Below are 18,987 nucleotides of genomic sequence, written 5' to 3' on the forward strand. Positions count from 1 at the left end.
TCCGTGAAGAGCTCCCCTGTCGTCCTCGCCGTCGCTCTGACCATGTCCCTGACGGGTCTCACCGGCTGCGCCTCCGCCGCCGATCCGGCGCCGCCGTCCGCGAGCTCCGTTCCGGCCGCGTCGGAACCGGCCGAGCCGGCCATGACGATGAAGAAGGCCGGCAAGACGTACGAGAGACTCAGCGCCGCCTCCAACACCGCCCGGGACAAGTGGATGGGCGCCCCCGCACCGACCACCGCGAACCTGGCCAAGCACCGCAAGCTGGCGGCCGGCGTGGCCGAGGCCACCGTCGCCTTCTCCGAGGGCCTCCGGAAGAACCGCTGGCCGGCCGAGGTCCAGCCCGTCATCACCGCCCTGGACGAGCACCTCCGGCAGCGCGCGGCCGCCTACCAGCGTGTCGCCGAGGCCGGCACCCTCGCCGACTATCTCGCCGCCGCGAGCGAGGTGCCGGTGACCAGCTCCCTGACCGCCCAGGTGCGGGAGGTGCTGGAACTGCCGAGAGCCGCCGCGGTCAAGGGCGTGAGCCCTCGACAGTGAAGCCGGTGGATCGCGCCGAGGTGGTGAACTCCGGGGGACCGGCCGCCGGGGCCGGCGTCGAGAGCCGGCCCTCCGCGATGCTCAGGACGAGCGGCCGAGCCGGGTGAAGGACACCGCGAAGACGGTCGAGGCGATCCAGCCGAGGATGGTGCAGAGATTCAACAGCCATTCGAGGAGTACGCCGTCGCGTTCCGATACCGGATACCAGGTGGACCGCTGGTGCAGGTCGATCAGCGGAACCACGGTGTCGACGGCGTAGAAGAACGGGCTCAGGCAGCGGACCTTGCCGTTCCCACAGTCGCCGGGCGGATCGTGCTCGTCCGGCAGCGGCCGTGCCCCGGCCGTGGTGAAGACAAGCGCGTTCTGGTCGGTGGCCCGCATCTGCGCCTGCACCGCGGGCAGGCTCAGCCCGGCGGTGACCGCGGCGATCAGCGCCACCAGCAGGTAGAGCGCCCGCTGCGGCCGGAACCCGTAGCGCACCGTGACGTCCTGCAGCACGTCGAAGAGCCGCCGCCGGCCCGTCCGTAGCCGGCGGGCCCGCCGGCGCTGAGCCACCAGCACGGTGTCCGCGCCGTCGACGTCACCGGCCGTGCGCAGGACCGCCGCGAGACGCTCCCAGGCCCGCGGGTCGTACCGCGTCATCCGGTCCAGCCAGGCGATCCGGGCGTCGGCGTCCCACACCGCCTCGCCGTGCCATTCGACCGCCTCGAACCGTTCGTAGGCGAAACCGCCCAGGTAGGAGTCCGCGGGCCAGTCCCCGTCCGGCCGGTCGGCGAGGTAGGCGGTGGACGCGCCGGTGAAGTCGACCCCGCCGGAGGTGACCTGCCAGCCCAGGTTCACCCCACCGCGGATGACGGCGGAGCCCGCGTCGATCGCGGTGCCGCGGCCCTGCGGCGGCTCGGTGCCCTCGGACCACGTGAGGGTGGCGCCGTCGGCCCGCAGCCGGCCGCCGATGACGGCCCGGTTCAGCACGACCCGCCCGATCGAGCGGAACCGGCCGCACAGGCGTACGTTGCCGGTCACCTGCGCCATGTGCAGGCTGACGGTCGGGCCGCCCGGGTTGACCACGAAGGCGTCCTGAGCGTCGAAGACCCCGGTGATCGAGGCGCCGCGGAAGGCGAGCGCACCGGCGAGAGCGGCGAGCCCACGAAGCTGCACATCGCCGGTCACGGTGAGATTGACGGCCGACAGACAGCGCCGGTCGTGTGGCTTGGCGAACGACGTCCGGTCCAGACGGACCGGGCCGTCCACACGGGCGCTGTCGAGCAGCACGGTGCCCTCGACGGAGACGTCACCCGCGTCGAGGCCGCCACCGAGCCTGGCCTGGCTCAGGTCGACCGCCGTGTCGTGCGGGTTCCACAGCGCCCCGGCCAGGTGGACCCCGCCGTCGAGCTGTGCTCCGGGCAGCAACAGGGCACCGCGTACCACCGTGTCGCCCTCGATGCGCAACGTCCCGTGCACGGTGAGCCGTGGCGCCAGCAGGACGGCCCGCTCGCTGTACGCGGCCACGGCGTACGAGCGCACGCCGGTGCCGGCCGGTGGGGCGGTCAGGTCCGCGTTGCGGATCACGAGCGCGCCCTGGACGGTCGTGTGGCTCAGCTCGATCCGGCCCTGGACGCGGCAGCGCCCCCGGTGCGTACCGAGTCCAGCAGGAAGACGCTGCCACCGATGGTGGCCTCGGCCAGGTCCAGCGCGCGCCCGTCGGCCGGGGTGAACCGCGCGTCCATCACGTCGAGCGAGCCGCCGAGCCGCATCGCCAGCAGGCGCAGCTCTCCGGTGGCATGGAAGCCCCTGGTCAGCCGAAGGTTTCCGGCCACCCGGACCCGTTCGGCATGCAGGGCGCGACCGGTCGCCGGCAGGATCCGCGTGCCGGCCGCGACGACGCTGCCGCCGATGTCGGCCTCGGTGAGCCAGATGCTCGCCGACCGGCCGCGTGCGTCTCCGGTCGCGACGTCGCCGGTGAACACCATGCCGGACAGGACCAGATCACGGTCGATCCGGACGCCGATGGCGACCAGCCCGGGCAGCGTGGCCGGCCGGCTCGCGGCGGGGTCGCCGCTGATCACCAGCTCGTGCAGCTCGGCGCCCTGCACGTTGACCGGGTCGGTGAACGCGCAGGACTCGAAGCGGAGGGGAACCGGCACGGCACACGTGCGGAGGTCGAGCCCGCCGGTGACCGTCGCCCCGGCCAGCCGGAGCCCGAACGGATCGGCCTCGCCGACGGCCAGGCACGCCGCGCGCAGGTCGGCGGCGTCGACGTCGGCGCCCGCACAGTCCAGGCCACGGCGGTCCCGCGACGCCGCGAGCAGTTGCGGGACGAACGACCCGTCCGGTCGCAGTGACACCCATCCGGACCCGTCCATGCGTACACCCTAGGAAGCGCCCCGGCCGGCGAGCTACCGGGCGCGGCGGGCCACCGGGGCGACCTACGAGCCCCGGCCCGGCCACGTCGACCACTACGCGCAGCGACGTGCCCGGTTCGCCGAGGTTCTACGAGACGCTGCTACACCTCTGACGAGGCCCGCAGACTCCGCGTCAGAGCGAAGATCATCACCGCCGCGGGTACGATGTGCAGCCCGATCAGGACGGCGATGGTGGCCGTGTCCGCCCCGGAGACGACCGGCGGCACCAGCGACAGCCCGGTCAGCGCCACCGCCGTGACCACGAACCGTTCGGCGGGCCGCGCGCTCCACCGTCGCAGAGCCGCCGCGATGACGACGCCCACGGCCGAGAAGAAGCCGGTCACCACGGCGAACCCGGGTAGCGGGATCGACTCGCCACCGTCCGGGATCTCGAAGTCGACGCCGGCGGCCATCGCGATCCCGGCGGCGAGGGTGGTGGCCGCCACCGCGGCGAGGACCGCGATCAGCCCGGTGCGGACGAGCCCCAGCGGCCGGGTGCCGGCCTTCTGGGCGGTCATGCCGCACCGTCCGCGGTCAGGCGCTCCGGCAGGCCGAGGCCCTCGAACCGGTCGGCGTGGAAGATGGTGACCTCGGTGATCACGCCGCCGCTGATCCGCAGGACGTCGATGGTCAACGGCAGGTACGCGCCCTCGTCCGCTCGCCAGTGGTAGAAGGCGACCGCGGGTTGCCGGTTCATCGAGGTGGGGACGCCCCGCAGGCCCGTGATCTCGGCGAACCCGTCCTCGATCCAGTTGGCCAGCACCGAGTCCCGGCCGAGGTGCAGACCCGGGGTCGGCGGCATCGAGGAGCGGACGTCGTCGCGCAGCATCGCGGTGAGCGCCGGGATGTCGGCGGCCTCGCTGGCCTCGGTGAACCGGCGGACAAGCTCCCGCGTCTCCGGGTCCTCCTCGGCGCCGGTCCAGTCCTGCCGTTCGGCCGGCAGGTGCTCGCGCATCCCGGCCCGGGCCCGCTGCAGCGCCGAGTTGACCGAGTTGACCGAGTCGCCGAGCAGCTCGGCGACGTCCTTGGCCGGCCAGTCGAGCACGTCACGCAGGATCAGCACGGCCCGCGGCCGGGGCGCGAGATGCTGCACCGCGACCAGGTAGGCCAGCTCGATCGTCTCCCGTGCGACGGCGACGCTCTCCGGCTCGTCCGCGCCGGCCGCGGGCAGCTCGTCGAGGAGCCGGTCCGGGTACGGCTGCAGCCACCGCACCTCGCCACCGGCGGCCGGCTCGGGGCGGGACTTGGCGAGCCGGTCGAGGCAGGCGTTCGTGGCGATCCGGTAGAGCCACGCCCGGAACGTCGACCGCCCCTCGAACGTCTCCCGCCGCCGCCAGGCCCGCAGGAACGTCTCCTGCACGGCGTCCTCGGCGTCCTCGAACGACCCGAGCATCCGGTAGCAGTGCACGTGCAGCTCCCGGCGGTGCCGTTCGGCCAGCCCGGAGAACGCCGGCTCGTCGACCTCGCCCAGACCACTCACGTCCCGATCCTCCACCCGCATGTACGTACCCATGACGTCATCCTTCCGCCTCAGCGAACCCTGTCGTATGTATGACGGGGACGGGGACGGGAACTCATCACCGCGGGGACGGCACCCCTTCCCCGGCACGCGCCGTCAGCGGTGGGGCGTCATGCACGACCGGACATGGGGGCGCGACCGCGGGCGATGGGCCGGCGGCGTCGGCCCATCGCGGCGGGGTGCCACGCACGGTCAGACGCGACGGCGGGACCGGGCCGTCGCAAGGACGCCGAGCACCACGGCGACCAGGCCGAACAGCACGCCCGCCGCACCTCCGACCACGCCGTTGCCGGTGCCGGGGCCGCCGTCGGCGGTGGCCAGCACCCAGACTCCGGCGGCCGTGCCGATCGCCCCCGTCACCAGCGCCACCATGCCACCGCGGGCACGCGCCAGCGCCCACCCGCCCGCGACCACCCCGGCCAGTGCCACGACCGCGGCCGCGGTGGCCACCGCCCGATCGGCGGTCAGGGCGGCCCCGACGTCGGCGGACCCGGCCAGATGCACCATCTCGATCATGATCTCCCCCTCGTCGCCCGAATCGGCTGCCTCCATCCGACCAGCTCACCGGCGTCCGGGAATCGTGCTGACGTGGACATGCCGGCTACCGCGGGCGGGGTAGGGGACCGGCCGGGTACGACGCGGGCGGTAGCGGCGAGACGAGCCCTGTAGGGTCCTGGGCGTGATATCGCAGTCCATCGTTCTTGCCGCGAGTTCCGGTAACAGCGTGTCGTACAACATCGGCTTCGTCGTGGGCAGGATCCTGTGCTGCCTGCTCGTCGTCGGCGCGATCGTGGGTGCTGTCGTGATGGCGGTGCGGTCGGTGCGCGCCCGTACGGCGGCCAAGGGTCAGGGTCAGTACCCGTATCCGCCGCCGCAGGGCTACTACCCGCCGCCCGGCCAGCCGCCCCAGCCGGGCGTCAACCAGCCGTACGGCGAGTATCCGCCGCCGCCGTACCAGCAGCCGCCGACGGACCAGCAGTACCCGCCGCCGTACCAGCAGCCGCCCACGGGCCAGCCGTACCAGCAGCCGCCGTCGGGTCCGTCCTACCCGCCGCCGGGCCAGCCCTATCAGCAGCCGCCGTCGGGTCCGTCCTATCCGCCGCCGTCGGATCAGCCGCCGACCGATCCGCCCCCGCCCTATCGGCCGTAGCGGCTCCCGGCTCCCGTGGCGTCAGTCGGCGCCCAGCTCGAAGTCGGCGCGCGGCGACTCCACCCCGTTGATCTGCAGCGAGATCGCATGCCCACCGGGGTGGTAGCGGCGCGTCGTGATCGGCCGGAACGAGTGCTCGCGTACCACCTCGATCCGCTCTCCCGGCGCGAGCGTGCGGGTCGTGAGCTTGAACGTCTTGCCGGTCTGGCCGCCGTTGGCCTTCCGGTGATGAACGACGTAGTCGATCGTGAGCCGCGCCGGATCGGCGCCGGTGTTGCGGATGGCGGCGGTGAACCGGATGCCGCCGCCGAACGGGACGGTCGTCCGGTCCAGGTGGGGCCCGTCGACCTCCAGGGTCGCGGCGGTGAAGCCGAGTAGTTCCAGCGCTCCCGGATGGCCGCTCTTGATCAGCGTACGCAACCCGTGGCGGACCAGGCGCTCCGTGGCCGGCCCGGGTTCGGCGAGCCAGCGGCGGGCGGTGTCGACGACGAGGCCGGGATGGTCGCGGCTGAGGTCGTTGAGGTGGTTGGCGACCGAGCGGCGTACGTACTCGCTGTCGTCACGGTAGAGGGCGTCCAGGACGGGCACGGTCGCGCCGGGTCGGGCCAGGATCTGCGGCACCCGCGACGACCAGGGCAGATACGGCCGGGTGCCCTCGGAGGCGAGCCGCCGCACGTCGGGGTCCGCCGACCGCGTCCACCCGGCGATGATGCCCAGCGCCCGGTCGAGATCGTGTCGCAGCAGGATGCGGATCGCGAACTCGGCGGTGAGGCGACCGGTCAGCTCGGCGAGCAGTGTCATCGCCGCGTCGAACGCGTCGTCGCCGCCCTCCTGCACCGCGCGGGTGGCGACGGCCCCGGTCACCGGCCAGATCAGCCATCCGGTGAACTCGGGCGCGAGGTCGCAGGCCCTGCGCACCGCCCGGTCCAGGGTCGCGTAGTCCCGGGCAGGTCGGTGAGCAGGGCGTCGCGCAGCAGGTCGGCGCGTTCCCGCAGGGTCAGCGGCGCGATCCGAGACCCCGCGGCGCGCAGGGACGCCAGGTCGGCGCCGGGGACGGCGGTCCGGACGGCGCTGAGCAGACTCTCGACCGTTCGCGGTCCGATGAGCTCGTCGGCGGTGGGCATGCCCGGACTCTAGGGCAGTGGTGGAACCCGGCGTCAACCGACGTATCCGATGTTCGGCGCCGGTGGCTCACGGTGTGGATTCCATCGATGAAACGTTTTAGGATCCGGACTGGACCCCGAGCCATCGAAGCTTGTCAAGATGGAGGGATGCGGTTCGACGATGCCGCTGCACCTGCCGCCGGAGGACCGTGACCTGTCGCCGTCGACCGGCTGGACCCGCGCGCACTGGGAGGCCGTCGCCGGTCACCTGCTCACCGCCGTCGAGCCGTATGCGACCGACGGGCATGCCCGCTACCGGCTTCCCGGAGCACCCAGCCGCAACGGCGTGACCAGCGACGGACTGGAGGGCTTCGCGCGTACCTTCCTGCTCGCCGCCTTCGCCGGCACCCACCTCGACCGGTACGCCACCGGCCTGATCGCCGGAGTGCGCGGCGGCTGGCCACCGCTGACCGATATGGCCCAGCCGATCGTCGAGGCCGCCGGCATCGCGATCGCCCTGCACGAGACCCGCTCCGAGATCTTCGACCGGCTCGCGCCCGCCGACCGGGAGCGGGTGGTCGACTGGCTGGCCGGCATGGTCGGCAAGCGCACCCCGGACAGCAACTGGGTGCTGTTCCGGGTGATCGTCGAGCAGTTCCTCGCGACCGTCGGCGGCCCGCACGACCCGGCCGAGATCGCCGGCGGCCTGGACCGCATCGACGCCTGGCACACCCGCGACGGCTGGTACTCCGACGGGCCCGGCCGCAACTTCGACTACTACAGCGGCTGGGCCCTGCACCTCTACCCGGTCCTGTGGGCCCGGATGACCGGCGACCACGGCCGCTGGACCGGCCGGGTCGGCGCGTTCCTCGACGGCTACCAGCACTTCTTCGCCGCCGACGGCCGTCCGGTCTTCCAGGGCCGGTCGCTGGCCTACCGGTTCGCGACCGTCGCGCCGCTCTGGCTCGGGCCGCTGACCGGCTCCGGGCCGCTGTCACCGGGCCGGACCAGGCGGATCGCCTCCGGTGTGCTGAGACACTTCCTCGGCCACGGGGCGCTCGACGAACACGGGCTGCTCACCCTCGGCTGGCACCGGCCGTTCCCGCCGATGATCCAGCCCTACTCGGGGCCCGCCTCGCCGTACTGGGCGTCGAAGGCCTTCCTCGGGCTCCTGCTGCCCGCGGAGCATCCGGTCTGGACGGCGACCGAGGAGCCCGCCGAGATCGAGCTGCGGGACGTGACCGTGCACCTGCCGGGCCCGAACTGGCTGCTCCACGGCACCCGTGCCGACGGCGTGGTCCGGCTGCTCAACCACGGCAGCGACCGCGCCAGGACACCGGCCGACCCGCACTACGTCCGGCTGGCGTACAGCACCCACACCGCCCCCCAACTCGACCCGGAGTCGTGGACCGACCCGGTCGACGGGCACCTCGCCGTGATCGGCCCGGACGGCCACACCTCGATCCGTTCGCTGATCGAGCCGACCGGCGCCGCGTCATCGGCGTACCGCGACGGGCCGGTCGAGGTGGTCACGGCCTCCGCCACCGACGGCGCCTTCGAGGTCCGCGTCCATCGGGTCACCGCACCGGCGGGCTTCCGGGTCCGGGACGGCGGCTACGCGCTCGCCGGCTCGACCGCCCCCGCCCGCGTGATCACGGGATCCTCCGCCGAGGTGTCGACCCCGTCCGGGCTGCACAGCGCGATCACCGCGCTGGTGGGACTCACCGGCGCGGGCGTGCGTGACCGGTGTGGCGCCGACGCCTTCGCCGAGCGCTCGGCGACGCCCTACCTGACCGCGGTCCATCCCGGCGGCACCGCCCTGTACGCCTCCCTGGTCCGCCTCGGTGGCGGCCCCGCCGGCCCGTCTCCAGAGGTCACCACGCGTAGCGACGAGACGGTCGACGTCCGGTGGGCCGGCGGCGACACGGTGACGCTGCGGATCGCCGAAAGGCCCGCCGCAGCCGGTTGAGCGCGCCCGACGGCTGAGAAGGCGCCCGATGCCTGCACCACGCCGAGTCACCATCCGTGACATCGCGGGCCGGGGCCGGGGTGTCGATCGCCATAGTGTCACGAGTCCTCGGCGGCACCTGTCCGCCCACCCGGGCTCATGCGCGAGGAGAGCGCCGCCGCGGCATGGTTGACACATCGTCAGTTCACTATTAGACGATAAGTTTTGGGAATGATTATCGTTCCGCTCACTCAGTGACAGGAGTGAGAACGATGAAGCACGCCCACCGTCTGACCTGGACCGCGGCCCTCGCCGCAGCCGTCACCGCGATCGCCGGGTGCGGGTCTTCCGCCGCCGATCCGGCCGCTGGTTCGGCCGGCTCCGCATCGGGCGGGCCCAAGCTCGCCGTCGTGGCCACCACCCCCGAGATCGCCGACTTCGTCCGCAACATCGGCGGATCGGATGTCGCCGTCACGCAGATCATCAAACCGAACGTGGACCCGCACGACTACGAGCCGACACCGGCCGATCTGCAGGCCATCGCGAGCGCCAAGCTGATCGTCAAGAACGGCGTCGGCCTGGAGGAGTGGCTGGACCGCACCATCGAGTCCGCCGGGTTCACCGGAACGGTCGTCGACTCCAGCCAGGGTGTCACCCTCCGCGAGGGCGGCCACCACGAAGAGGACGAAGGCGAGCACGCCGGAGAGGAGGGCGAGCACGCCGGGGAAGAGGGCGAGGAACACGACCCGCACATCTGGCACGACCCCCGCAACGCGAAGATCATGGTGACCAACATCCAGAAGGGCCTCGCCACCGCCGACCCGGCCAAGGCCGACGCGTTCGGCAAGAACCTCGCCGGCTACACCGCGCAGCTCGACGAACTCGACGCCGGCAACGCCGCCGCCTGGCAGAGGATCCCCGCCGACCAGCGCAGACTCGTCACCAACCACGACGCTTTCGGCTACTACGTGGCCCGCTACGACCTGCAGTTCGTCGGCTCGGTCATCCCCAGCATGGACACCTCGGCCGAACTGTCGGCCAAGCAGCTCACCGACCTGGTTGCGAAGATCAGGGCCACCGGCACCAAGGCGATCTTCGCGGAGAGCTCGCTGCCGCCCCGGACCGCCGAAGCCCTCGCCCGGCAGGCCGGGGTGAAGGTGGTTGCCGGGGAGGACGCCCTGTACGGCGACAGCCTGGGCGAGCCGGGCACCCCGGAGGGTACGTACCTCGGCGCGGAACGGCACAACACCCGGGTCATCGTCGACGCGCTGGCCGGCTGACCATGACGAGCGTCGCCCTGCGCTACACCGGGGTCAGCGTGGGCTACCAGGGCCGGCCCGTGCTCACCGGCGTCGACCTCGAGCTGGGCGCGGGGCGACGGCTCGCCCTGGTCGGCCCGAACGGCGCCGGCAAATCCACTCTGCTCAAGTCGGTCCTCGGGCTGGCCGAGATCCTCGACGGCACCGTCACCGTCCTGGGCCGGTCCCCGGCCGCCGCCCGTGGCCTGGCCGGTTACGTGCCGCAGACCGGCAACCTCGATCCGGACTTCCCGGTCAGCGTCCGCCAGGTGGTGATGATGGGCCGGTACCGGCGGCTCGGCTGGTGGCGCCCGGTCCGTACCCCCGATCGCCGTGCCGTCGCCGAGGCCCTCGACCGGGTCGGGCTCGCCGACCGGGCCCGGCACCGCTTCGGTCTGCTCTCCGGCGGGCAGCGCCAGCGGGTCCTGCTGGCCCGCGCGATCGCCGCCGAGCCCCGGCTGCTGCTGCTCGACGAGCCGTTCAACGGCGTCGACGCGATCAGCCAGGAGGCCATCGTGCGGGTGCTGCGCGAGCTGTCCGCGGCCGGGACGGCGCTGATCCTCAGCACCCACGACCTGGGCGTCGCCCGTGATCTCGCCGACCTGGTCTGCCTGGTCAACGGACGGCAATGGGCGGTGGGCACGCCCGGCGAGACCCTCACGGCCGGTCCACTGCGGCAGACGTACGCCCATGCCGCCCTCGACCTGGCCGACGGCCGGATGGTGCTGGTCGACCCGTGATCGAGCCGTTCGCCGTACCGTTCATGGGCCGTGCCCTCACCGAGATCGCCCTGCTGGCGCTGATCTGCGGCCCGGTCAGTGTCTTCGTCTTCGTGCGGGGCCTGTCGTTCGTCTCCGACGCCCTCACCCACACCGTCCTTCCCGGTGTCGTGATCGGGTTCCTGGCCGGCGGTCTGGACGGCCTGCTCGTCGGCGCGCTGGTCGCCGGGGTGCTCACCGCCGTCGTGCTGACCGTCCTGACACACAGCGCCCGGCTCTCCGACGACGCGGCCACGGCGGTCGTGCTCACCGCCATGTTCTCGATCGGGGTGATCCTGGTGTCACGGCGTTCGTCGTACACCTCGGATCTGACCGCCTTTCTCTTCGGGCGACTGCTGACCGTGACGCCGCGGCAGATCGCCGAGACCGCCGTGCTGGCCGCGGTGATCCTCGTGCTGCTCGTGGCGGGGTGGCGGGCGCTGCTGTTCCGGGCGTTCGACCCGGCCGGCGCGGCGGCCGCCGGGCTGCGCATCGGCCTGCTCGACCTGTGGCTCAACGTGCTGCTCGCCCTGGTCGTGGTGGCGGCCGTCCGCGCGGTCGGCACGATCCTGGTGGTCGCGCTGCTGATCGTCCCGGCGGCCGCGGCCCGCATGGTCACCGACCGTGTGGCCGTGATGGCCGTCCTCGGCGCCGGGCTGGTCGTCACCGCCGGTTATACGGGACTGCTGGTCAGCTGGACCGCGTCGCTGCGTTACGGGGTGGCGCTGACCTCGGCGTCCTCGGTGGTCCTGGCTCTCGTCCTGGCCTATCTGCTGTTCCTGCCGGTACGCCGGTGGCGCGACCGCCGCCACCCGCGCCCGGTCCCGGCGAACCGGAGGTCCCCGCATGAGCTGGTGGGATGACGTGATGCACCGGGCCGTCGCCGAGGTGATCCTGGTCGGCGCGCTGACCGGCCTGATCGGGGTGCAGGTGGTGGTACGGCGACTGTCGTTCTTCACCATGGCCCTCACCCACGCCACCTTCCCGGGCGTGGTCGCCGCGTCGATCGTCGGCGTGAACCTGCTGCTCGGCGGCGTGGTGACCGGCTCTCTCGTGGCTCTGGGCGTGGCCGCGCTGACCCGCCGCCGGGGGCAGGACGCCGCGGCCGCCACCGGGGTGCTGCTGTCCGGCGGGTTCGCCCTGGGTGCGGCCCTGGTGGCCACCCAGAGCGGGTTCAGCCGGGACCTGTCGTCGTTCCTGGTCGGCTCGATCCTCACGGTCAGCGCCGGGGATCTCGTCACCACCGCCGCCGTGCTGGCCGTGGTCGCGTCGCTCCTGCTGGTCTGCGCCCGGCCGCTGCTGTTCACCGCCTTCGACCCCGCCGGCGCGCGGGCCGCCGGTGTCCCGGCCGGCGCCTGGGACGTGGTGCTGCTCCTGACCGTGGTGCTGGTGGTGGTCACCGTGGTGCCGGCCGTCGGTACGATCCTCGCCCTGTCGTTGATCGTCGCCCCGGCCGCCGCCGCCCGGCTCTGGTCGGACCGCCTGCCGGTGACGACCGCTCTGGCGGTGGCCTTCGCCGTCGCGAGCGGCCTCGCCGGGCTCTATGCGTCGAGCCGGTGGGACCTCGCCGCGGGCGCGAGCATCTCGCTGGCCGCGACCGCGGCCCTGGCGGTGTCGTGGGCACTGCGACGGGCGGCCGGCACGGTACGGGCGGTGCCGGCGTGACCGTCGAGCCGGTGATCCACCCGTCCGACCTGGACCGTGCCGTCGAGGTGCTGCGGGGCATGGCCTACCAGCACCGCCTGCACATCCTGCTGGTCCTGCGCGCGGGGGAGGCGACACCGTCGGAGCTGGCGGGGATCGTGCGGGCGCACCCCACCGCGATCTCGCACCACCTGCGCCACCTCGCCGACGCCGGCCTGATCCAGCGGCGCCGCCGTGGCCAGCGGGTGTACTACTCGCTGCCGGGGGAGTCGACCGGCCGGCTGATCGACGGCATCCTGGCCTTCCTGGCCGATGGCGGCAGCGGCCGCCGATGACTCATGCCGTGCGCAGGTCCAGCACGTGCCACTGAGCCGTCGCGCCGCTGCTGGTGTACCACCACACCAGCCCGCCACGGCTCTGCGTGTCGTTCGCGGCGGCGGCCAGCTCGACGGTCGAGCCCGTGGCGATGTCGTAGACCAGCAGGCCCGCGGTGCCGGTGGCCGCGGACTGCGGTCCCGGGTCGGCGAGGATCTCGAAGCGGTCGAGGATCGCCACGTCCGGCACCGCGGCCCTCGCGCCACCACCGGCGATCGCCCGTCGCTCGGCGCCGTCCGGGCGCATCAGGTCGATGCGGGCCGGCGCGTCGCCGTCGAGGACCACGACCCGGCACCACGACGGGCTGCACGCGGCGAACTCGGCGCTGCCGGTCGGCACCGTGATCTCGCGGCCGGTGCTCGTGTTGCGCAGCAGGGTCGCGGCCGCGCCCCCACTGGCGCCGTCGTCGAGCCACGGCCACGGGGCCATCGTCCACTCGCCCGGCTGCCGGTCGACCCGGACCCGGCCGCCGGTCAGCGCGACCGACCGGACCTCGGTCGTGGCCGTCCCGTCGGTGGGCCGAGCGGTCCAGTACACCCGCCCGGCATGGTGGACCAGGTCGTCCTGGCTGCCGTAGAACAGCACGTCACCGACGTCGCCGGTCAACTGCCGGGCCGGTCCGCCGCCGGTCACGCTCGCCGCCCACAGCGTCGGCGGCCCGGTGTCGGCGAACTCGGTCCACACCACGTCGTCGCCGGCGGGGATCACGTTCTCGAACCGCGGGTTCACCGCCGTGTCCAGCCGCCGCAACTCCCGTGGAGCGCCGTCGGGGCCGTGCAGCAGCAGACGCTGGAAATGGTCGTCGTTGCTGGTCGCGACACCCACCACCCGGGCGGTGTCGAGGAACAGCAGCGGCCGCAACGGCAGGTCCGCGAGGACGGCGGCCTCCACTCCGGGCCAGGCCGTCGCCGCCGCCGGCCGCGCGGGGCGGGTCTCCGGTGGCGGTCCCGGGGCCGGTTCGGCGGGGCCGCGGCCGAGGACCAGGGCGCCGGTCGCGGCGAGCGCGACGGCGACCGGCAGGCTGTGCTTCAACGACGTCCTCACTCGTACGGCCTCCGCGGCGCCGTGGTCTCCTGCCAACTCGTCACCTCGAAGAACGGCACCCCGGCCTGGTTCACCGGGTCCCGGTCCACCCGGCTGCTGTAGACGCCGACCACCTGCACCCACCGGTCGGCCGGCGCTTCGACGGCCACGCCGGTGAGACCGACCTTGATCGGGCGGCCGTCGGCGGCGCAGCAGGCCAGCACCATCCGGGCCAGCATCGGGCGCCCGTCCGGGCCGGGCGTGACGAAGCCGGTCAGTCGCAGCGTGCGCCCGGTCAGGCTCCTTCCCTCGTCGAACACCGCCCGGGTCGCGTAGTCCATCAGGCTCAGCGGCACCGGATCACCGGGTGGCAGCGGCGAGAACTCCGACTCCACCTGCGCGGCGGCCAGCACGGTTCCGGACTGCCCGGCGGCGTACGACCCGAGCGCCGGCGGGGCGATCAACAGCAGCCCCGCCGCTGGAAGGATCAGCAGCCACCCGACGCGCGGCTCGTGATGGGCGTGCCCGTGCTGTGCCGCCGGCCGGGACCGCAGCTCGTACCAGAGCGTCATCGCCGCGGCCGCGAGCAGCAGAACGCCCGCCGCGACGAGGAACGGCCGCAGCCCCTCCTTGACGTAGCGCAGGTAGACGTCGGTGAGGCTCACGCGGAGGATCGCCCCACCGAACAGCGTCATCACGATCGCCTGTGCCCGCCGGTTCACCAGATCACCACCCCGACGGCCGAGCCCACCACGACCGCCGCCACGAAGGTGGCCGGCGCGAACCGGAATGCGAACCGGCGGCCGAACACACCGGTCTGCATCGAGATCAGTTTCAGGTCGACCATCGGGCCGACCACCAGGAACACCAGCCGTGACGTCAGCGAGAACTGCGACAGGGACGCGGCCACGAACGCGTCGGCCTCGCTGCAGATCGACAGCAGCACGGCCAGGACCGCGAGCGTCAGCACCGACAGGACCGGGTCGGCGGCCAGACCCTGCAGCCAGGACTCGGGCACCACGACGTTGATCGTCGCGGCGGCCGCGGCCCCGATCACGAGGAAGCCGCCGGCGTGCATCACGTCGTGCCGGCAGGCCGCCCAGAACGCCCGGGCCCGGGACTCGTCGTCCAGGTCGGAACGGCGCGGCAGCCGGATCCACTCGGTGCGGCCCAGCCGCAACCACAGCCAGCCCATGCCGACGGCCACGACGAGACTGGCCACTGCGCGGGCGGCCACCATCTCCGGATCGCCGGGGAACGCCACCGCGGTCGCGGTCAGCACGATCGGGTTGATCGCCGGCGCGGACAGCAGGAAGGCGAGCGCCGCAGCCGGTGTCACACCCCGCCGGATCAGGGAGCCCGCGATCGGCACGCTGCCGCACTCGCAGCCGGGCAGGATCACCCCCGCGAGGCCCGCCGCCGGGACCGCCAGGGCCGGATGCCGGGGCAGCGCCCTGGCCCAGAACGACCGCGGCACGAACACCGCGATCACCGCCGACAGCACGACCCGAAGACCAGGAACGGCACCGCCTGCACCAGCACCGACACGAACACCGTGGTCCACGTCTGCAACCTCGGATCGGACACCAGACCGGCGAGCGGGGTCCGGACGACGACGAGCAGAACGAGCAGTGCCGCCAGCGCCTCGACGGACCCGATACCCCGCGGCGCCGTGACAGCGGAATTCACCAATGCGCATCCTTTTCGCCGTTCCCAGTCATCAGCGTCAATCAACTTACCGTTTTACGGCGGTCGCGCAATATCCGATTCTGAATGCAACGAATGCGCAATTGTTGATACGTTCACGATATGGCGACCGGTGTCGTCCGGTATCTCCCGGCCGGGCGGGATCCCGTCGTCGCCGAGGCCGTGCCGTCCGCCGCCGGCCGGCCCGGCGCCGATATCGTCGGATGATGCGCGTGATCGAGATGACCTCCCAGCCTGCCGTGGCGGGGGACCGGAACACCGTCGGCGGCTGGCCGGTCCTGGACGCCGGACAGCCCTGGCCGGAGTGCACCTGCGGACGGCGGATGGCGCTGTTCTTCCAGATCGACGTCCCGGACGACGTCGCCGCCTTCGGTGGCGAGCACCTGCTGGTCTTCCAGTGCCCGGTCCACAACGAGGCCGCCTTCGGCCCTTCTCAGCTGCCGGAACGGTATTGGGAGATGCCACTGGGCGGGAACACGACCGCGTTCTGGCGGATCCTGCGGCACCGCGGCGACGTGGTGGCCGCGGCAGCCGACGAGACCCTGCAGCCGCTGCGGCTGGTGTTGCGCGAGGCCGGTCCCGACGACGACTGGGAGTTCAGCGTCGGCGGCGAGCCCGACTGGATCCAGGGGCCGGAGGAGCACACCTGCGCCTGCGGGGCCGCTATGGAGTTCCTGGCGCAGGTGCCGGAGAACTTCGGGTTCCCGAAACGGGCCGAGGCGCCGCGGCAGCCCGACACGTTCGACTCCGGCGCGTACGGCCTGTTCCTCGGCAACATGGTCTACCTGCTCGCCTGCCCACGGCGCTGCGACCCGGCCGCCGCGTGGCCGGTGAATCAGAACTGAGGCGCCACCCGGCCGCGGCGGGCGGGTGAACGAGCACTGGGCGCCGCCCGGCGGCGGCGTGGGTGGTGAGTCAGAACTCGGGCGCGGTCCGCTCGATCAGGGCCAGACCGGCGATCACCAGGGCGAGCCGCTCGGCCGCCGTCCACTCGTGCCGGGCCGTGCGCAGCAGTTCCGGCAGCGTGGAGAGCGGCGCGCCCATGTCGACGGTCTGCTCGGGGTCGAATGCCGGCTCGTGATCCTCCAGGCGCTCCCGGAAGGCGTCGGAGGCCAGCGACAGCACCTGGTTGTCGAGATCGCCGAAGGTCAGCGCCCCGTCGGTGATGGCGTCGGCCAGCGGAACCCCGGCGATGATCTCCAGCGTGGTGATGTCATCGGCGAGCACGGCCTCGGCGAGCGTGTAGGCGTGCTCCAGACCGTCGAGCAGCCACTGATCCGGCCACATGCCCTCCCACGTCTCGGCGGCGAACCCGTGGCCGGGGGCGTGGGCGTGCCGTGTGTCGCCGGTCGGCGCGTGGAACAGGTCACCCAGCGTGCCCGGCACCCGCCCGGAATCGGACAGTGCGACTCCGCGCCGGACCCGCTCACGGTGGGTCTCAGCCGGCCGTCGCCCCTCGCCCGAGACGCCGGCGGCCGGGGCGTCGAGCGCCTCGTACAGATACGTCAGCAGGTTGACCCGCGCGTAGTCGGCGGCGAACCGCAACGCGGCCCCGGTCGTCGGCGGCGGCGTGAAACCGCTGCGACGGGCCAGCACCGCGTCGATCCTCACCTGCCTGGCGGTGATGGCGTCGCGGTCTCCGGCACGGTATCTGCTCGACATTCACCGAACGATACCGTCGCCCCCGGATCCCGGTGGCCCCGCCGGACCGCCCGGGTGATCATGGGCGGATGACGAATCGGGTGGCGGCGGTGACGGCCATGCGCGGGCTCGCGCTGGGTGACGCGTTCGGCGAGACATGGCTGCTCCACTCCGCCGACGGGCTGGAGACGGCTCTGGCCGGGCGGCGGCTCGCGGACGGCCCGTGGCTGTGGACGGACGACACGGCCATGGCCCTCTCGGTGCTGCAGATCCTCGAGCGCTTCGGCTACATCGACCAGGATGCGCTGGCCACCGCCTTCGCCGACGCGTACGCCACCGACCCGAACCGCTCGTACGGCCCGTCGATGCACCGGGTGCTGCGGGAGATCGGTGCGGGCCGGGACTGGGCGGCGGTCACCCGCGATCAGTTCGACGGCATGGGCTCGTGGGGAAACGGCGCCGCGATGCGGGTCGCACCGCTCGGCGCCTGGTTCGCCGGTGACCTCGACACGGTCGTCACCGAGGCGGCGCGGTCGGCGGAGGTCACCCACGCCCACCCGGAAGCCGTCGCCGGAGCCGTGGCGGTGGCCGTCGCCACGGCGGTGAGCGTGACCGGGGCCCGCGGCGGAGACCTGATGGCCGCGGTGATCGACCGGACACCGGAGAGCGAGGTCCGCTCGCGGCTGCGCCGGGCCGCCCGGATACTGCCGGGCGCCGACTCCCGGCACGTCGCGGGCATGCTCGGTTGCGGGCGGGAGATCTCGGCGCCGGACACGGTCCCGTACGCGATCTGGTGCGCCTCCACCGCCGGCGACCTGGCCGAGGCGCTGTGGACCACTGCTCTGCCGGGCGGCGACATCGACACGACGTGCGCGATGGTCGGCGGTGTCGTCGCCGCGCGGACCGGGTTGGCCGGCGTCCCCGATTCCTGGCTGCAGGCGTGCGAACCGTTGCCGGCCTGGCTCGGCGCCGGCTGACGCCGATCGTGCGGGCCTGGCCGGGACGGGGACCGGCGTGCTTGGATCGCGGGCATGGGAGTTGACGGGAAGGCTCTGGTGCTCGGCGGGGGCGGCGTCACCGGCGTCGCGTGGGAGATCGGGATGCTGCACGGGCTGGCCGAACGCGGCGTCGATCTCACCGATGCCGGGTTGTTCGTCGGGACGTCGGCCGGCTCCTCCGTGGCCGCTCAGGTGCTGTCCGGCGTACCGCTGAAGGATCTTTTCGACGCGCAACTCGCCGAGGCGACCGGTGAGTTGTCGGCCCGCATCGGCCCCGGTGTCCTGCTGGGCTTCCTGGTGGCCGGCCTCTGGCCGGGCGATCCGGTGCGCGGCCGGGCGTGGCTGGGGCGGCGGGCGCTGCGCACCCGGACCGCGGTCTCCGAGGCGGACCGGCGAGCGGTGATCGCCCGGCGCATCGGCGACGGTGACTGGCCCGCGGCCCGGTTGCGGATCACCGCGGTCGAGGCGGAGACCGGGGAGGTACGGGTGTTCGACGCCGACAGTGGAGTCTCCCTGATCGACGCCGTCGCCGCGAGCTGCGCGGTCCCGCTGGTGTGGCCGCCGGTGACGATCGACGGCGTCCGGTACGTCGACGGGGGAGTGCGCTCGGTGGCCAACGTGGACCTCGCCGAGGGCGCCCGCCGCGTGGTGGTGCTGGCGCCGACGACCCGGTCGGCGCGCTCGTCGGGCCGGCCCGGCGTGCAACTGCGGACCCTCGGCGTGCCCGGTGTCGTGATCGCCCCGGACGCCGCCGCGGTCCGCGCGATCGGCGCCAACGTGCTCGACCCGGCCCGCCGCCGGCCCGCCGCCGAGGCCGGCTACGCGCAGGCCGCCACCGCAGCCGACCGCCTCCGCGAGCTCTGGAGTCGGTAACGGAAGTGCGA

General features: G+C 73.3%; 21 protein-coding genes and 1 pseudogene. 11 read left to right on the plus strand and 11 right to left on the minus strand.

Features of this window, described 5'->3' with window-relative positions; translation table 11 throughout:
• The first annotated feature begins 3 nt into the window (after positions 1-3).
• Positions 4-537 carry a hypothetical protein gene (locus tag ACQPZW_RS22290; protein WP_433796857.1) on the plus strand — a complete coding sequence of 178 codons (534 nt, stop codon included), beginning with the start codon at positions 4-6 and terminating at the stop codon, positions 535-537.
• Between the two features lie 81 nt (positions 538-618).
• Here the strand turns inward: ACQPZW_RS22290 and ACQPZW_RS22295 are convergent, their stop codons facing one another.
• The 5 genes from ACQPZW_RS22295 to ACQPZW_RS22315 all read right to left on the minus strand — a co-directional run bounded on the left by ACQPZW_RS22295 (position 619) and on the right by ACQPZW_RS22315 (position 5,010).
• Positions 619-2,106: a hypothetical protein gene (locus ACQPZW_RS22295; protein ID WP_433796858.1), complete on the minus strand. Its 1,488-nt coding sequence runs from the start codon at positions 2,104-2,106 to the stop codon at positions 619-621.
• A 26-nt stretch (positions 2,107-2,132) separates the two neighbouring features.
• On the minus strand, positions 2,133-2,900 hold the full coding sequence (locus tag ACQPZW_RS22300) for a hypothetical protein (protein WP_433796859.1): 768 nt from the start codon (positions 2,898-2,900) through the stop codon (positions 2,133-2,135).
• Positions 2,901-3,040: 140 nt separating this feature from the next.
• Positions 3,041-3,457, minus strand: coding sequence for a DUF6069 family protein (locus ACQPZW_RS22305; protein ID WP_433796860.1), 417 nt, complete (start codon positions 3,455-3,457; stop codon positions 3,041-3,043).
• On the minus strand, positions 3,454-4,452 hold the full coding sequence (locus ACQPZW_RS22310; RefSeq protein ID WP_433796861.1) for an RNA polymerase subunit sigma-70: 999 nt from the start codon (positions 4,450-4,452) through the stop codon (positions 3,454-3,456). Before ACQPZW_RS22310 ends, ACQPZW_RS22305 begins: the two co-directional genes overlap by 4 nt.
• Before the next feature lie 198 nt (positions 4,453-4,650).
• Positions 4,651-5,010 carry a DUF6223 family protein gene (locus ACQPZW_RS22315; RefSeq protein ID WP_433796862.1) on the minus strand — a complete coding sequence of 120 codons (360 nt, stop codon included), beginning with the start codon at positions 5,008-5,010 and terminating at the stop codon, positions 4,651-4,653.
• A gap of 127 nt (positions 5,011-5,137) precedes the next feature.
• On the opposite strand from ACQPZW_RS22315, the gene ACQPZW_RS22320 reads away from it, so the two are divergent.
• Positions 5,138-5,608, plus strand: a complete 471-nt coding sequence (locus ACQPZW_RS22320) for a hypothetical protein (protein WP_433796863.1) — start codon at positions 5,138-5,140, stop codon at positions 5,606-5,608.
• Between the two features lie 21 nt (positions 5,609-5,629).
• Here ACQPZW_RS22320 and ACQPZW_RS22325 read toward each other — a convergent pair whose 3' ends face one another.
• Together ACQPZW_RS22325 and ACQPZW_RS22330 are read right to left on the minus strand one after the other, a co-directional pair.
• Complete coding sequence (locus ACQPZW_RS22325) at positions 5,630-6,526, minus strand: hypothetical protein (protein ID WP_433796864.1); 897 nt, start codon at positions 6,524-6,526, stop codon at positions 5,630-5,632.
• The gene (locus ACQPZW_RS22330) at positions 6,481-6,732 is read right to left on the minus strand and encodes a hypothetical protein (protein WP_433796865.1); all 252 of its coding nucleotides are present in this window, start codon (positions 6,730-6,732) and stop codon (positions 6,481-6,483) included. Before ACQPZW_RS22330 ends, ACQPZW_RS22325 begins: the two co-directional genes overlap by 46 nt.
• 160 nt (positions 6,733-6,892) lie before the next feature.
• Here ACQPZW_RS22330 and ACQPZW_RS22335 point away from each other — a divergent pair, with 160 nt between their 5' ends.
• The 6 genes from ACQPZW_RS22335 to ACQPZW_RS22360 all read left to right on the plus strand — a co-directional run bounded on the left by ACQPZW_RS22335 (position 6,893) and on the right by ACQPZW_RS22360 (position 12,694).
• Positions 6,893-8,680 (plus strand): DUF2264 domain-containing protein, encoded by a 1,788-nt coding sequence (locus ACQPZW_RS22335; protein WP_433796866.1) that lies wholly within the window; start codon positions 6,893-6,895, stop codon positions 8,678-8,680.
• Between the two features lie 251 nt (positions 8,681-8,931).
• Positions 8,932-9,939, plus strand: coding sequence for a metal ABC transporter substrate-binding protein (locus tag ACQPZW_RS22340; RefSeq protein ID WP_433796867.1), 1,008 nt, complete (start codon positions 8,932-8,934; stop codon positions 9,937-9,939).
• Between the two features lie 2 nt (positions 9,940-9,941).
• Positions 9,942-10,697, plus strand: a complete 756-nt coding sequence (locus tag ACQPZW_RS22345; protein WP_433796868.1) for a metal ABC transporter ATP-binding protein — start codon at positions 9,942-9,944, stop codon at positions 10,695-10,697.
• Positions 10,694-11,578 carry a metal ABC transporter permease gene (locus tag ACQPZW_RS22350; protein ID WP_433796869.1) on the plus strand — a complete coding sequence of 295 codons (885 nt, stop codon included), beginning with the start codon at positions 10,694-10,696 and terminating at the stop codon, positions 11,576-11,578. Before ACQPZW_RS22345 ends, ACQPZW_RS22350 begins: the two co-directional genes overlap by 4 nt.
• Positions 11,562-12,380: a metal ABC transporter permease gene (locus tag ACQPZW_RS22355; RefSeq protein ID WP_433796870.1), complete on the plus strand. Its 819-nt coding sequence runs from the start codon at positions 11,562-11,564 to the stop codon at positions 12,378-12,380. The genes ACQPZW_RS22350 and ACQPZW_RS22355 overlap by 17 nt, the downstream gene beginning before the upstream one ends.
• Positions 12,377-12,694, plus strand: a complete 318-nt coding sequence (locus ACQPZW_RS22360) for an ArsR/SmtB family transcription factor (RefSeq protein WP_433796871.1) — start codon at positions 12,377-12,379, stop codon at positions 12,692-12,694. The genes ACQPZW_RS22355 and ACQPZW_RS22360 overlap by 4 nt, the downstream gene beginning before the upstream one ends.
• Position 12,695: 1 nt before the next feature.
• Here ACQPZW_RS22360 and ACQPZW_RS22365 read toward each other — a convergent pair whose 3' ends face one another.
• From ACQPZW_RS22365 to ACQPZW_RS22375, 3 genes and pseudogenes are all read right to left on the minus strand, one after another.
• The gene (locus tag ACQPZW_RS22365; protein WP_433796872.1) at positions 12,696-13,778 is read right to left on the minus strand and encodes a hypothetical protein; all 1,083 of its coding nucleotides are present in this window, start codon (positions 13,776-13,778) and stop codon (positions 12,696-12,698) included.
• Complete coding sequence (locus tag ACQPZW_RS22370) at positions 13,775-14,479, minus strand: TIGR03943 family putative permease subunit (protein ID WP_433796873.1); 705 nt, start codon at positions 14,477-14,479, stop codon at positions 13,775-13,777. The genes ACQPZW_RS22365 and ACQPZW_RS22370 overlap by 4 nt, the downstream gene beginning before the upstream one ends.
• A pseudogene (locus ACQPZW_RS22375) lies at positions 14,476-15,449 on the minus strand (permease). The gene ACQPZW_RS22370 and the pseudogene ACQPZW_RS22375 overlap by 4 nt, the downstream one beginning before the upstream one ends.
• 221 nt (positions 15,450-15,670) lie before the next feature.
• On the opposite strand from ACQPZW_RS22375, the gene ACQPZW_RS22380 reads away from it, so the two are divergent.
• Positions 15,671-16,309: a hypothetical protein gene (locus tag ACQPZW_RS22380; protein WP_433796874.1), complete on the plus strand. Its 639-nt coding sequence runs from the start codon at positions 15,671-15,673 to the stop codon at positions 16,307-16,309.
• A gap of 70 nt (positions 16,310-16,379) precedes the next feature.
• On the opposite strand, the gene ACQPZW_RS22385 is transcribed toward ACQPZW_RS22380, so the two are convergent.
• Positions 16,380-17,126 carry a hypothetical protein gene (locus ACQPZW_RS22385; RefSeq protein WP_433796875.1) on the minus strand — a complete coding sequence of 249 codons (747 nt, stop codon included), beginning with the start codon at positions 17,124-17,126 and terminating at the stop codon, positions 16,380-16,382.
• A gap of 68 nt (positions 17,127-17,194) precedes the next feature.
• Between ACQPZW_RS22385 and ACQPZW_RS22390 the strand changes: the two genes are divergently transcribed.
• Together ACQPZW_RS22390 and ACQPZW_RS22395 are read left to right on the plus strand one after the other, a co-directional pair.
• Entirely contained in the window at positions 17,195-18,082 is an 888-nt protein-coding gene (locus ACQPZW_RS22390; RefSeq protein WP_433796876.1) for an ADP-ribosylglycohydrolase family protein, read from the plus strand.
• A gap of 54 nt (positions 18,083-18,136) precedes the next feature.
• Positions 18,137-18,976: a patatin-like phospholipase family protein gene (locus tag ACQPZW_RS22395; protein WP_433796877.1), complete on the plus strand. Its 840-nt coding sequence runs from the start codon at positions 18,137-18,139 to the stop codon at positions 18,974-18,976.
• Positions 18,977-18,987: the final 11 nt, after the last annotated feature.

The sequence above is a fragment of the Actinoplanes sp. CA-252034 genome (assembly GCF_050956125.1).
GTDB lineage: Bacteria > Actinomycetota > Actinomycetes > Mycobacteriales > Micromonosporaceae > Actinoplanes.